The organism is Azospirillum sp. 11R-A, assembly GCF_049472615.1.
GTDB lineage: Bacteria > Pseudomonadota > Alphaproteobacteria > Azospirillales > Azospirillaceae > Azospirillum > Azospirillum palustre.
On record NZ_JBCEBL010000001.1, the window covers coordinates 605,217 to 619,389 of the forward strand.

Annotated in this window: 12 protein-coding genes; 2 read left to right on the forward strand and 10 right to left on the reverse strand. The window is 68.0% G+C overall.

The window, feature by feature from the left end; genetic code table 11:
• Positions 1–8: 8 nt before the first annotated feature.
• From VH569_RS02930 to hemA, 4 genes are all read right to left on the reverse strand, one after another.
• On the reverse strand, positions 9–893 hold the full coding sequence (locus VH569_RS02930; protein WP_423313890.1) for an ABC transporter permease: 885 nt from the start codon (positions 891–893) through the stop codon (positions 9–11).
• 101 nt (positions 894–994) lie between these two features.
• Complete coding sequence (locus tag VH569_RS02935) at positions 995–1,771, reverse strand: Hpt domain-containing protein (protein WP_376957533.1); 777 nt, start codon at positions 1,769–1,771, stop codon at positions 995–997.
• Positions 1,772–1,904: 133 nt separating this feature from the next.
• Entirely contained in the window at positions 1,905–2,450 is a 546-nt protein-coding gene (locus tag VH569_RS02940; protein WP_423313893.1) for a hypothetical protein, read from the reverse strand.
• Positions 2,451–2,654: 204 nt separating this feature from the next.
• Positions 2,655–3,869: a 5-aminolevulinate synthase gene (gene hemA, locus VH569_RS02945; RefSeq protein WP_423313895.1), complete on the reverse strand. Its 1,215-nt coding sequence runs from the start codon at positions 3,867–3,869 to the stop codon at positions 2,655–2,657.
• A 469-nt stretch (positions 3,870–4,338) separates the two neighbouring features.
• On the opposite strand from hemA, the gene VH569_RS02950 reads away from it, so the two are divergent.
• Complete coding sequence (locus VH569_RS02950; protein WP_423313897.1) at positions 4,339–5,463, forward strand: DUF2235 domain-containing protein; 1,125 nt, start codon at positions 4,339–4,341, stop codon at positions 5,461–5,463.
• Positions 5,464–5,565: 102 nt separating this feature from the next.
• On the opposite strand, the gene upp is transcribed toward VH569_RS02950, so the two are convergent.
• The 6 genes from upp to VH569_RS02980 form a co-directional block, all read right to left on the reverse strand.
• A complete protein-coding gene (gene upp / locus VH569_RS02955) occupies positions 5,566–6,216 on the reverse strand; it encodes a uracil phosphoribosyltransferase (RefSeq protein ID WP_109051928.1) in 651 nt (216 codons plus the stop codon).
• A gap of 109 nt (positions 6,217–6,325) precedes the next feature.
• Positions 6,326–7,234 carry a diguanylate cyclase gene (locus tag VH569_RS02960; protein WP_423313900.1) on the reverse strand — a complete coding sequence of 303 codons (909 nt, stop codon included), beginning with the start codon at positions 7,232–7,234 and terminating at the stop codon, positions 6,326–6,328.
• Positions 7,235–7,329: 95 nt separating this feature from the next.
• Positions 7,330–7,974, reverse strand: a complete 645-nt coding sequence (locus VH569_RS02965) for a phosphoribosylanthranilate isomerase (protein WP_109051926.1) — start codon at positions 7,972–7,974, stop codon at positions 7,330–7,332.
• A complete protein-coding gene (gene pyrF / locus VH569_RS02970; RefSeq protein WP_423313902.1) occupies positions 7,971–8,684 on the reverse strand; it encodes an orotidine-5'-phosphate decarboxylase in 714 nt (237 codons plus the stop codon). The genes VH569_RS02965 and pyrF overlap by 4 nt, the downstream gene beginning before the upstream one ends.
• Positions 8,685–8,756: 72 nt before the next feature.
• The gene (locus tag VH569_RS02975) at positions 8,757–9,347 is read right to left on the reverse strand and encodes a biliverdin-producing heme oxygenase (protein ID WP_423313904.1); all 591 of its coding nucleotides are present in this window, start codon (positions 9,345–9,347) and stop codon (positions 8,757–8,759) included.
• Between the two features lie 24 nt (positions 9,348–9,371).
• Positions 9,372–11,267 carry an ABCB family ABC transporter ATP-binding protein/permease gene (locus VH569_RS02980; protein ID WP_423313906.1) on the reverse strand — a complete coding sequence of 632 codons (1,896 nt, stop codon included), beginning with the start codon at positions 11,265–11,267 and terminating at the stop codon, positions 9,372–9,374.
• Between the two features lie 275 nt (positions 11,268–11,542).
• Between VH569_RS02980 and VH569_RS02985 the strand changes: the two genes are divergently transcribed.
• Entirely contained in the window at positions 11,543–14,071 is a 2,529-nt protein-coding gene (locus VH569_RS02985) for a methyl-accepting chemotaxis protein (protein WP_423313908.1), read from the forward strand.
• Positions 14,072–14,173 lie beyond the last annotated feature (102 nt).

Consider the following 14,173-nt stretch of genomic DNA (forward strand, 5'->3'; position numbering starts at 1 on the left):
CTTGAGGCTCACTTCGCGATATCCGCCAGCCCGACGCGGAACAGCCGCATCGCGCCGAGGATGAAGCCGATGCACAGCACCAGCAGGATGAAGGCGTAGGCCGCCCCCTGGTTCCAGTTCCCGCCCTCGAAGAACCAGTTGTAGATGATCTCGGTGAACCAGCGGCTGTTCGGCCCGCCCAGCAGGGCCGGCACGGCATAGCTGCCGGCGGCCAGCATGAAGGTCATGATGCAGCCGACGGCGACGCCCGGCTTGGCGTGCGGCAGCACGATGCGGCGGTGGATGCGCAGCCAGCCGGCACCGAGATCCCGCGCCGCCTCGATCTGGTTGCGGTCCAGCGATTCGATAGCGTTGTACAGCGGGAAGACCATGAACAGGATGTAGACATAGACCATGCCGACGATCACCCCGGCATCGCCGCCCAGGAAGCGCTGCGGCTCGTCGATGATGCCCAGCCCCAGCAGGATCGCGTTCAGCGGCCCGTTGAAGGCCAGGATGATGTACCAGGAGAAGGTGCGCAGCAGCTCGTTGATCCAGAAGGGCACGACCAGCATCAGGATCAGCAGCGGCAGCCGCCGCTTCGGCGCCACCTGCGCCAGATAGTAGGCGACCGGATAGCAGACGGCCAGCGTGGTCGCGGTGACCAGCGCGCTGGCCCAGATCGTCTTCAGGAAGATCGACAGATGGATCTGGTTGGTCCACAGGGTCAGGTAGTTCCTGACCGTGAACACATCCTCCGGCCCGCCGATCTTGGATGGCGGCAGCGATGGCCGGAAGGAGAAGCCGATCATCATCAGCTGCGGCAGCAGCACCAGCAGAGCCAGCCAGACCGCCACGGCCAGCAGGATCACCCCGGTCAGAACCGGGCCGTACCGGCGAAGAACCTCCGTCATTCGGGCACTGCTCCAGCCTGTGGGACCGGTTTGACGCCTAACATGGGGATTCCCGCCGGCGCAAGCGCCGCTATATGACGATGACGTTCAGCAGAGGGGTCTCAGCCCAGATTGTGCTTGGCCACCACGGCGGCGAAGTCGTCGCCGAAATGCTCGCCGACCCGGATGACGGAAACGCCGTAGGGGATCTCCTTCAGCGACGGGTGGTCGAGGTTCAGCGAGGTCAACAGCGCCATCGGCACATGCTGGGTCACGCTCATCGCCCGCAGGCCGCGGATCAGGTCCAGGCCGGACAGGCCGTCCATCACCATCGAGGCGATGACCATGTCCGGCGGCACGCGCACGGCAAGGCTGATCGATTCGATGGGGTCGGTCACCGTCATGGTGCGGAAGCCGCAGGCGGCCAGCTCCGTCCCCAGCTTCTTGGCGACGACCTTGGACGGGGTGACCAGCATGATCTCGACGTTGCGCACGTCGACGTCGGTGACCTGGAACTCGTAGCGCACCGGCAGGGCGCGGATGATCCGGTTGGTCTCGGCCAGCAGCGGCTGTTCGGCGCGGTCGACCAGTTCGGAAATGCGGTCGATGAAGATCTGGGCATCGACCAGCTGCTTCTCGTCCAGCCGCTTCAGGCCGCTGAGGTAATCCTCCAGCCGGTGGGCGACGAGGCTGACGGTGGGATAACCGAAGCTGGTGCCCATGCCCTTGAAATTGTGGGCTTCCAGTCGCAGGACGCCGATGGTTTCCACATCGCTGCGCTGGCCCTTCACGCGGTCCGCCAGCGACGCGTTCATCAGCTCCAGCCGGTCGCGCGCGTCGTCCACGAACTCCATGCGCAAGCGGTCTTCGAGGTCGTCGGTCGACATGTGCGAGGCCATGGAGCGGATTCCGGCTGGGGAGGGAAAGGGGTAACCCGAAGGTACACCAAATCCTTGCGCCGAAACAGACACGGCGCGCCCCTATTCGAAAGGACGCGCCGCGCGCAACAAAACCATTGGTTTTACAGAGAGGTCAGAGCCGTGCGAGCAGCGCCTGGAACCAGGCCAGACGCTCTTCCGTCTGGGCGATGTCGCGGTCCAGCCAGGAGGCGAAATGGCCGTCGCTGCCGACATCCGCCCGCTTCAGGTCGCCCAGCCGCGCCAGTTCGGTCTCGGAGAGCGCCACCAGATTGTCGATCTGGTCACGCTGCGACTCGACATCCAGCAGATGCAGGAAGCGCAGCTTCAGCGCGATGACCAGCTTGTTCAGCCCGTCGGCCGACGGCGCGCGGACATTGGCGCGCATCAGCGTGTCGAACTCCGCACGGCCGGCTTCCGTCGGACCCAGCAGGGCGTTGTCTTCCATGCCGCTGCCATCCAGCGCCTCGATCAGCCCCTCGTAGCGCAGCATCTCCAGCGAGGTGCCCATCAGGTCCAGCGACGGACCCATCATGCGGTCGAGGAAATGACGGACGGAGCCGGCCAGATCGGCGTAGCGCAGCGGCCCGCCCTGGATCAGCGTGCCCAGGACGACGAGGCGCACGGCCTCCTTCGGCATCAGCGAGTTGTCACGGTACATGGCGAACCCCCTAGGCGAGCCGCTGGATGCGAAGCCCCGGAAAAACGAAAAGGACGGCGCGGCAACGGCCGGTCCGCAGCATTGAAGCTGCGAACCGGTCGCAACGCTACTCCTCAAAGTAGGGATGCGCACGCCGTCTGTCCAGAGGGCAAAACGTCCTTATCGCCAAAAGGGTCTTTCCGGACCTGTTTCCAGGAGCCCCGCTCAGGCGGCGAGGCGCAGGTCCAGCCGGCTCCACACATCCAGCAGCGCGTCGACCAGCATGCCCATCTGCGCATCGGTGTGCAGCGGGGTCGGGGTGAAGCGCAGCCGCTCCGTCCCGCGCGGAACGGTGGGGTAGTTGATCGGCTGGACGTAGATGTTGTGCCGCTCCAGCAGCTCGTCCGAGGCCCGCTTGCAGCGGTGGGCGTCGCCGACCATCAGCGGCACGATGTGGCTCATCGACGGCATCACCGGCAGGCCGGCGTCGGCGAACATCCGCTTCAGCGTGGCGGCGCGCTCCTGGTGATGCTCCCGCTCGGTCTGGCTGTGCTTCAGGTGGCGGATGGAGGCCAGCGCCCCCGCCGCCAGCACCGGCGACAGCGAGGTGGAGAAGATGAAACCGGCGGCGAAGCTGCGGACGCAGTCGATCAGCGCGGTGGAGCCGGTGATGTAGCCGCCCTGGACGCCGAAGGCCTTGCCCAGCGTGCCTTCGATGATGGTCAGCCGGTCCATGACGCCGTCGCGCTCGGCCACGCCGGCGCCGCGCGCGCCATACATGCCGACGGCGTGCACCTCGTCGAGATAGGTCATGGCGCCGTGCTTGTCGGCCACGTCGCACAGGTCATGGATGGGGGCGATGTCGCCATCCATCGAATAGACGCTCTCGAACGCCACCACCTTGGGACGGCCGGGGGCGATGCCCGACAGCAGCTCGTCCAGATGCTTGGGGTCATTGTGGCGGAAGATGTGCTTTTCGGCGCCCGAATTGCGGATGCCGGTGATCATCGAGTTGTGATTCAGCGCGTCCGACAGGATCACGCAGTTGGGCAGGATCTTGCCCAGCGTGGTCAGCGTCGCGTCGTTCGACACATAGCCCGAGGTGAAGAGCAGCGCCGCTTCCTTGTGGTGCAGGTCGGCCAGCTCACGTTCCAGCAGCACATGGTAGACGTTGTTGCCGGAGATGTTGCGCGTGCCGCCGGCACCGGCGCCGACCTGGTCCAGCGCGTCGTGCATCGCCTTCAGCACGCTGGCGTGCTGGCCCATGCCGAGATAGTCGTTGGAGCACCACACCGTGACCGGACGCTCGCGCCCATGGGAATCGCGGAAGGTCGCCGTTGGGAAATTGCCCGCGTGACGCTCCAGGTTGGCGAACACGCGGTAGCGGCCGTCCTGCTTCAGGGTCGCAATCTGGTTGCGGAAGAAAGTTTCGTAATCCATCGCGCGTTCCCGTTCGCGTTCATTCACACGGTCGGCTGCACCGGTTTCAGACTTAGGGGCTAGGCCATTCGTCCGGCGCGTCGAAGAGGATGGCATGATCCTTCCTGGCATGCCACCCGGCATTGATCGAAATCAAGCCGCCGCCGCATGAGACCTTCGCACAAGTGGCAGGCTCCCATGCCCTGCGGATGCCGCATGTCGGCGTCCCGCGGACAGGGCATCCGCAGGGCGATGACTTGCATTCATCGGCCGCAATATGGTCCGAATGTCCTGGATAACCATGACGAGGCTCCGGGAATACGTGCGCATATCTGCCCCGATCCATCGGCCTGTTCCACAGACCGGACAGGGTTGCGACGTTTGCAGCTGACCTCTTCGGGGTTGTGGCCGATTTTAACAAATCTATTGAAGTTGAAAAAATATCGTTGCCATCATCTCCAGCGCGCACTCGTGTGACGGAGAGAGGAAGATGGGCAAGCGGATCGTCCTGTGTTTCGACGGAACCTGGAACAAGCCGGGCAGCGGCAGCCAGCCCGACACGGACAACGAGGCATCGACCAACGTCTGGAAGTTCTACAAGTCGGTCCTCGGTGCCGCACCGGACAATACCGAACAGGTTTGCTATTACGATTCCGGCGTCGGCACCGATGAAAAGGGCGGCTTTCTCCACGACTGGTTCGACAAAATCTTCGGCGGGGCCTTCGGCCTCGGCCTCGACAAGAAGATCAAGGACGGCTACCGGTTCCTCGCCTCGCACTACAACGACGGCGACCATGTCTTCATCCTGGGCTTCTCGCGCGGCGCCTACACCGCCCGCAGCCTCGTAGGTCTGATCCGCAATGCCGGACTGCTGCCAGCCGACAGGCTGGGCGAGACCGACGACGCCTACGCGCTCTACCGCAAGCGGGACGACGGTCCGGACGTGGGGGAGGCAAAACGGTTCCGCGACACCAACGGTTCGACGCTGATCCCGATCCATTTCCTCGGCGTCTGGGACACGGTGGGCGCGCTCGGCGTGCCGCTCGGCATCTGCAAGCAGCTGGATCAGGACCTGTACGGCTTCCACGACACCGAACTCAGCAGCCTTGTCCGCAACGCCTTCCAGGCGCTGGCGATCGACGAGCATCGCAAGACCTTCGCCGCCAACCTCTGGGATCCGAAGGCGAAGCCGGCGCAGCGGATGGAGCAGCGCTGGTTCGCCGGCTGCCATTCGAATGTCGGCGGCGGCTATGACGACGACAGGCTGTCGGACATCACGCTGAAATGGATGATGGAGCACGCCGAGGGCTGCGGCCTCGCCATCGACCCCATCTGGGTGCCGGAGGTGTCGCCCGGCAACGCCCTGGGCGTCATCGTCGATTCCTATGCCCGTTTCCTCGACGGGGTCGGCGAACTGGTGCAGCCGCGCCATTACCGCCCGGTCTGCGTCCTGCCCTTCAGCCAGGAGAACCTGCACGAGTCGGTACCGCACCGCGCCGCCAGCGATGCGGGCTACGCACCGCCCAACATCGGCTACCGCAAGGCGCTGGCGCAGTTCGGCCTTCCGCCTGTGCAGCAGCCGGCACCTGCCCCGGCATCGACTGCGGCCGGCTGACGGCGAAGGACCGGCGGGAAAAGGCAAAAAAACGGGGCGGGGCCGTCCTCCGGCACCCGCCCCGTTCTTGTCGTGGCGTCGGCAGTGCTTGCCCGGCGGTCCTTACTTGGTGCCGAACATGCGGTCGCCGGCATCGCCCAGGCCGGGAACGATGTAGGCGTTCTCGTCCAGATGGCTGTCCAGCGCCGCGGTGAAGACCTTCACGTCCGGGTGCGCCTCGTGGAAGCGGCGCACGCCCTCGGGTGCTGCGACCAGAGCCATGAAGCGGATGTTCTGATCGTCCACGCCGTGGCGGTTCAGCACGTCGCAGGCATGGGCGGCGGAATTGCCGGTCGCCAGCATCGGGTCGACGACGATGAACAGCCGCCCGTCGGCCGGCGGCAGCTTCACCAGATATTCGTGCGGCTGCTTGGTGTCATGGTCGCGGTAGAGGCCGATATGCCCCTCGCGCGCCGATGGCACCAGCTCCAGCAGGCCGGCCGACATGCCGAGCCCGGCGCGCAGCACCGGCACCACCGCCAGCTTCTTGCCTAGGATCACCGGGGCGTCCATCGGCTGCAGCGGCGTCTCGATCCGCTCGGTGGTCAGCGGAATGTCGCGCGTCAGTTCATAGCCCATCAGCAGCGAGATCTCGCGCAGAAGGGTGCGGAACCCGCCGGTCGACCGCTCCTTGTTCCGCATATGGGTCAGCTTGTGCTGGATCAGCGGATGGTCGAGGACGAACAGGTTGGGAAATTCGGGCAGGGTGCGCATGGAATCCGGATCGCGGCTGACGGTAAGGTTATCCCGATCCTAGCGCGCCTGGGGGTCCGGGGCCAAGGGGGCTGACCGGGGGCTGCAGTTCGGGGGCTGCGGTTTGTCCCTACCCCCGCCCCACCTTCGCCACCGCCGCCTTCGGTTCCGGACGGTCGATGCCGTAGCGGATGACCCGGTTGCGGCCGGAATTCTTGGCCTGGTAGAGCGCGCGGTCGGCGCAGACCACCAGATCGTCGACGGTCAGGTCGGCCACCGCCTCCACCAGCCCGAAGGAGGCGGTGACCGGGATCACCCGGCCGTCGGGCAGCACCACCGGCGAGCGCATCAGGTCGACGCGCAGCCGCTCGATCACCGCATAGCCCTCGTCCAGCCCGGTTTCCTTCAGGCAGACCAGGAACTCCTCGCCGCCCATGCGGAAGGCCTCGTCGAAGCTGCGGACGCCGCGGCTGATGACAGCGGCGGTGGCGGCCAGCACGCGGTCGCCGATGTCGTGGCCGTAGCTGTCGTTGATGCCCTTGAACTTGTCGATGTCGGCCAGCGCGACGCAGAAGGGCTGGCCGGTGCGGCGGTAGCGGTTGTGCTCGCGCTCCAGCGCCTCGCCCATGCCGCGCCGGGTGCGCAGGCCGGTCAGCGGATCCAGGCCGGAGGCGGCGGCGGCGAAGGCACGCTCCATCCGCCGCAGATGCAGCATGAACTCCTCGAAGCGGCCGATCACCCCCTCATACTCGGACTCGGTCGGCTGCTCGCCGCTGGACGCCTTCAGCAGGATCAACCGGGCCTGCCGGTGCATCTGCTCGTGCAGGTTCGCCAGCTTCTGCACCGCCGGCTGCTGCAGCAGGTCGTCGCGGCTGGCCGCCTGGCACCAGGTCTGGAAGGAGGCCGGGGCCGACGACCGTTCCCCGCCGCGGCCGTCGCGGTAGAAAACGGCGCGCTGCCACTGGCCGATCCAGCGCAGATGCTCATCGAGCACGGCGCCAAGCGCCTCGGTTGTGGACAGGGTGGTGGAATCGCTCATGGGCGCATCCTAGCCGACGGCGCAGGGTCCCGCCATGCGATCAAGATAAGCCGAAGCATTCGTCTAAAACAGGGCGCTATTCCGGAGAAGGAGCCTTAAAGCGCGGCGACCGCCGAAAGGAAGGACCGGACAAGCGCCGGATCTTTGTGGCCGGGGCGGTCCTCCACGCCGGACGACACGTCGACCTCGGTGGCGCCGGTGACCCGCACCGCCTCCGCGACATTGTCCACCGTCAGCCCGCCTGACAGCATCCAGGGCCGCGGCCAGCGGCGCCCGGCCAGGATCGTCCAGTCGAAGGCGATTCCGTTGCCGCCGGGCAGCGCCGACACCTTGGCCGGCGGCTTGGCGTCGAACAGCAGCCGGTCGGCGACCTCCGCCGCTTCCAGCGCCGCGGTCAAATCTTCCGGCCCGCCGATCTTGATCGCCTTCATCACCGGCAGGGCGTAGCGGCTCTTGATCTCGACGATGCGGCGCGGCGTCTCGGCACCGTGCAGCTGGATCAGGTCGAGCGGGACCTGCCCGGTGACATGCTCCAGGAACTCGTCGTCGGGATCGACGAACAGCCCGACGGAGCGCACGCCGGTCGGCAGCAGCCGCGCCAGCTCCGCCGCCATCGGCGGGGCGATGGCGCGCGGGCTGCGCGGATAGAAGACGAACCCGACATAGCGCGCCCCGCCGGCGACGGCGGCGCGCAGGCTTTCGGGCTCGCTCAGCCCGCAGATCTTGGCGGCGACGGTCATGCGGCCCCCTCAATTTCGGCGACGATGCGGCGGGCGGCGGCGGCCGGGTTGGCATCGGCGGTGATCGGACGGCCGATCACCAGATGGTCGGCGCCGGCGGCCAGCGCCTCCGCCGGGGTCATGAAGCGCTTCTGGTCGTTGGTGGCGGCCCAGGCCGGGCGGATGCCGGGCACCATCAGGATGAAGTCGGGACCGCAGGCGGCACGCACCAGCGCCACCTCGGCCGGCGAGCAGACGACGCCGTCCACCCCCGACGCCTTGGCCAGCCTGGCCAGCCGCACCACCTGATCGGCCACCGGCACCGACTGGCCGACCGCACCCAGATCGTCCTCGTCCAGGCTGGTCAGCACGGTGACGGCCAGGATCTTCGGCCGGTCGGCGCCAGCGGTGGCCGCCGTCTCCGCCGCCGCACGCATCATCGCCGGGCCGCCGGCGCTGTGGATGGTCATGAAGGCCGGCTTCAGCGGCAGCGCCGCGCGCACGCCGCCGGCCACCGTGTTGGGGATGTCGTGCAGCTTCAGGTCGAGGAACAGCGGCGGTCCGTCCTCGCCGACCACGGCGCGGACGCCGGCCGGCCCCTGGGCGATGAAGAACTCCAGCCCCAGCTTGATGCCGCCGACGGCCCCGGCCACCTGCCCGGCGATGCGGCGGGCGGACTCGATCTCGGTGGTGTCGACGGAGCAATAGATGCGCGAGGCTGGCGCGGTCATGGGAAAGCGGTCTCCAGAACCCGGATGAGAATGGTCCGGCACCCTAGCAAGGGATGGGGCCATACGCCAGTTTCAACCCCTCTGATCCGCCGTCCACCGCTCGGCCGCCCACCGATCCGCCGTCCACGTCTCCAGCGCCGCGAACAGGCCGGCTGCGGTGGCGCAGGCGGCGGCGAGCGCCGCGGGGTCGGCAAGCTCCTCTTCCAGCCGGACCATCAGCGCCTTCCAGGCCCCTGCCATGTCCAGCCCGTCCGACGCCAGGAAGCGGGCGCCGCGCCGGGCGTCATGGCCGAGCGCCCGGGTGATCCCCGGCAGCATCGCCCGCCCGCCATGGGCCGAGCCGTCCAGCACGTAGCGCGCGGCCAGCCGGGCCGGCGCGCTGTCCAGCGGCGGCAGTCCCGCCATCTCCGGCAGCGCGTCCGGATCGGTGCCCAGCACCCGCAGATCCTCGCGCAGCAGCGCCAGCCGCGCCGCGCCGTCTCCCCCCGCCTCCCCCAGCCTCCGCTCCACCGGTGCGTTGAAGCCGTGGAGAACGGCCAGCGCGCGGACATATTGCGGCTGCGTGATGTCCGGCCGGACCAGAGGCTGCAACAGCTCGGCCTTGTCCAGCCGGTCGTGGCTTTCCCGCGTCGCGGCGCGCAGCGCCTGCCTTGCCGGTCCCATGTTCCCGTGCTCCCCGCTTCCGGCTCAGGTCGGCGCCAGAACGCCGGGCAGCGGCGCCGGGCCCCCGGTCGATGCCCCCACCGCTGCCTGACTGGCCTCCTGCTGCCGTGCCCACAGCGCGGCATAGGCGCCGCGGGCGGCCAGCAGGTCGGTGTGGTGGCCGCGCTCGATCACCCGGCCGGCCTCCAGCACCAGGATCTCGTCGGCGTCGATCACGGTGGACAGCCGGTGGGCGATCACCAGCGTGGTGCGGCCGCGGCTGACCTCGCGCAGGTTGGCCTGGATTTCCCGCTCGGTGTGGGTGTCGAGCGCGCTGGTCGCCTCGTCGAACAGCAGGATCGCCGGGTCCTTCAGGATGGTGCGGGCGATGGCGACGCGCTGCTTCTCGCCTCCCGACAGCTTCAGCCCGCGCTCGCCCACCGTGGTCTGGTAGCCGTCGGGCAGCGCCATGATGAAGTCGTGGATGTGGGCCAGCCGCGCCGCCCGCTCGACCTCCGCCGGGCCGGCGCCGGGGCGGCCATAGGCGATGTTGTAGAAGACGGTGTCGTTGAACAGCACCGTGTCCTGCGGGACGATGCCGATGGAGCCGCGCAACGACGCCTGGGTCACCCCGCGGATGTCCTGCCCGTCGATCAGCACCCGCCCGCCATTGACGTCGTAGAAGCGGAACAGCAACCGGCTGATGGTGGACTTGCCGGCCCCCGACGGGCCGACGATGGCGACCGTCCTGCCGGCCGGCACGGTGAAGCTGACATCCTTCAGGATCGGCCGGCGCGGGTCATAGCCGAACTCCACCCCCTCGAAGCGCAGCTCCGCCCCATCGACCGCCAGCGGCTTCGCATCGGGGCCGTCGGCCACCTCGCGGTCGACCGCCAGCAGGGTTACCATCGATTCGATGTCGATCAGCGACTGCTTGATCTCGCGATAGACGACGCCGAAGAAGTTCAGCGGCTGGTAGAGCTGCAACAGATAGGTGTTCACCAGAACGAAGTCGCCCAGCGACATGCTGCCGTCGACGATGCCCTTGGCGGCCATGCCCATCACCGCCGCCAGCCCCAGCGAGATGATCGCCGACTGCCCGACATTCAACAGCGACAGGCTCTGCTGGCTGCGCACCGCCGCCTTCTCGTAGCTTTGCAGCGCGCCGTCGTAGCGGCGGGCCTCATGCTCCTCGTTGCCGAAATACTTGACCGTCTCGTAGTTCAGCAGGCTGTCGATCGCCTTGGTGTTGGCCTTGCTGTCGGTGTCGTTCATCAGGCGGCGGAACTTGATGCGCCATTCCGACACGAAGAAGGTGTAGAGGATGTAGCCCATCACCGTGACGAAGGTCGCCAGCGCGAACCAGACGCTGAACAGCTTCCACAGGATGGCGCAGACCAGCGCGATCTCCACCAGCGTCGGCACGATGGAGAACAGGGTGTAGCGCAGCAGCGACTCGATGGCGCGGGTTCCGCGCTCCAGCGAGCGGGTCAGTCCGCCGGTCTGGCGTTCCAGATGGAAGCGCAGCGACAGCGCGTGCAGGTGCCGGAACACCGACAGCGCCACCCGGCGGATGGTCCGCTGCGCCACCGTGGCGAAGACGGCGTCGCGCAGCTCGGCGAAGACCAGCGAGGTGACGCGGGCAAGGCCGTAGGCGACGATCAGCCCCAGCGGGATGGTCACCGCAGCCCCGGGCCCGACACTGCCGCCGGCGCTGGCGGGGGTCAGCGCGTCCACCGCATGCTTGTAGAAGATCGGCACATAGACGTTGGCGACCTTGGCGCCGATCAGCAGCAGCATCGCCAGCACCACCCGCACCCGTGTTTCCACGGAATCCCGCGGCCAGATGTAGGGGCCGAGCGAGCGGATCGCGGCCCGCAGGTCGCCGGACGGACGGGTGAAGGCACTGGTGTCGGAGGTCGGCGGGAGGCTGCGGCGCATCGGATTTTTCAGTAGCCTCATAATGTGAAGTCTGCGGACCTAAGGGAAACCGGCCCCGCGAAGGACCGTCACCCGAATGCTGTGCAGGCGACGTAACCTAGGGACCGCTGCCGCATCGTCAAAGCCCCGGGTCACGGCTTTGACACGATTTTGCCGCGCCCCAGGGGCGCTTTCCGCGCATTTCCTTGCGCCATGGCAACGGACTGGAAACCACTTTCCTCTACCCTGCCGGGCGTATCGCGTTCGATCCGATCCGCAGACCAAGGCATTTGACCATGCAGAACGCCAGCTTCGCCGGCCGTTTCAAGGTGGGCACCCGCATCCAGGTGGGTTTCCTTCTGATCCTCGCCCTCCTCGTCCTGGTGGCAGCGCTGGGCGTCCGGTCCCTGTCGACGGTGGAGGATGGCTTCACCCGTTACGCGACGATCTCCGACGGTTCGCTGCGGCTGTCCGACGTGGACGGCTCGGTCTCCGACATGCGCCGCAACGCGGTCAACTACTCCTTCTCCGGCAACAGCGCCCTGATCGCTCCGATCCAGGCGCAGCAGAAGAAGCTCGGCGAGATGCTGCGCTCCATCCGCGACGCCACGCAGGATCCTGGCCGCCGCGCCAATCTGGAGGCGATGATCCGGCAGTTCGACAGCTACACCGCCAACTTCGCCCAGCTGGTCAAGCTGCGCGAGCAGCGTGACCGGCTGGTGGCGGACGAGCTGGTGCCGGCCGGCCTGAAGGCGCGGGAAGGGTTGAGCCGGACGATTGCCGCCGGCATCGCCGCCGGCGATTTCGAGAATGCGGCGCGCGCCGGACAGGTGCAGGAGATGCTGGTCCTCGCCCGCCTCAGCGCCCAGCGCTTCCTGACGGACCAGTCGGCGAAGTCGGCGGACGAGACGCGCGGCCGGATGGACGCCTTCCTCAAGGCGGCCGGCCCGCTGTCGGCCCGCATCGCCGACCCGGTGCAGAAGCGCGACGTCGAGGAGACGGTTCAGCTCTCCAACCGCTATCTGGACAGCTTCAACCGGGTTGTGGCGGCGGTCAACGACGCCCAGACCCTGGCCTTCCGCGTCATGACCGGCGAGGCGGAGGAATTCGCCGCCCTGGTCGACAAGACCATCGCGTCCCAGGCCGAGGCGCGCGGAGCCGTGCTGTCCTCGTCGCAGAGCGACATGGAGAATACCCGCAGCCTGCTGATCGGCATGGCGGTGGGCGCCTTCGCGATCGGCATCCTGGTGGCGCTGGTCACCGCCCGGTCCATCGTCCGCCCGGTGGTGCAGATGACCGGCACGATGACGGAACTGGCCGCCGGCAACCTCACGGTGGACGTGCCCGCGCTCGCCAACCGCGACGAGATCGGCAGCATGGCCAAGGCCGTGCTGGTGTTCAAGGAGAACGCCATCGAGAAGAAGCGGATGGACGAGGCGGAGCGCGAAAGGCTGGAGGCCGAACGCCGTGCCGCCGAGGCCCAGCGCGCCCGCGAGCAGGCCATCGGCGAGGAGATCGCCACCCTGATCGACGCCGTGTCGAAGGGCGACCTGGAACGCCGCATCGATCTGGGCGGCAAGGACGGCTTCTACAGGACCATGTCGGAAGGCATCAACCGCCTGACCGACACGGTGGAGGCGGTGATCGCCGACCTGGGCGAGGTGCTGTCGGCCCTGGCCCAGGGCGACCTGAACCGCCGCGTCACCCGCGACTACCAGGGCGCCTTCGAGCGGGTGAAGACCGACGTCAACACCACCTCCACCCGGCTGGCTGAGATCGTCGGCCAGATCACCCAGGCCGCCGAGACCATCGCCGCCGCCGCCGCGGAAGTGTCGCTCGGCTCCTCCGACCTCGCTGACCGCACCGAACAGCAGGCCTCCTCGCTGGAAGAGACCGCGGCCAGCATGGAGGAGCTGGGGGCGACCGTGCGGTCCAACGCCGAGAACGCCCAGCGCGCCAACGTGATGGCGGCCCAGGCCCGCGGGTCCGCCGAATCGGGCGGCGGCGTCGCCGGCTCCGCCATCGAGGCGATGCGCCGGATCGAGGAATCCAGCCGCAAGATCACCGACATCATCGGCGTGATCGACGAGATCGCCTTCCAGACCAACCTGCTGGCGCTGAACGCGGCGGTGGAGGCGGCACGGGCCGGCGACGCCGGGCGCGGCTTCGCCGTGGTGGCGCAGGAGGTGCGGCAGCTCGCCCAGCGCTCCGCCCAGGCGTCGAAGGAGATCAAGGGCCTGATCCTCGACAGCGACGCCCAGGTGAAGGACGGCGTCGATCTGGTCAGCAAGGCCGGCGACGCGTTGCAGGGCATCGTGTCCGGGGTGCAGCAGGTGGCGACGCTGATCGCCGAAATGGCCTCGGCCTCGGCCGAGCAGGCGACGGCGCTGGACGAGATCAACTCGACCGTCGCCAACATGGACGAGATGACCCAGAAGAACGCCGCCCTGGTGGAGGAGACCACCGCCGCCGCCCAGGCGATGAGCGGACAGGCCACCGACCTGAAGTCGCTGGTCGGCTTCTTCAAATTCGATCAGGCGGCCGGTTTCGGCGCGGCTGGCTTCGGTTATGCCCAGGCGCCGCGCGCGATGGCGGCGGTCCAGGCCGCACCGGCGGTCACCACCACCCGCCGCGCTCCGGCTCCCACCCGCACCACCGCCAAGCCGGCGGCGAAGCCCGCCGCCCGCGGCAACGGCACGGCCCATGCGACGGTCCACGCGACGGCCAAGCCGCCCGCCCGCGGCGACTCCTCCACCCGCACCACAGCCGCGGTCCCGGTCCTGAAGCACAGCACCAGCGACGACGACGACTGGAAGGAATTCTGAGAAAGCCCCTCATAAGGCTCCCTCTCCCGCCCCGGGAGAGGGAAGGGACCCAAGCGGAGCTTGGGAAGGGTGAGGGGTAATCCAAGGATCAGGAATCCATGT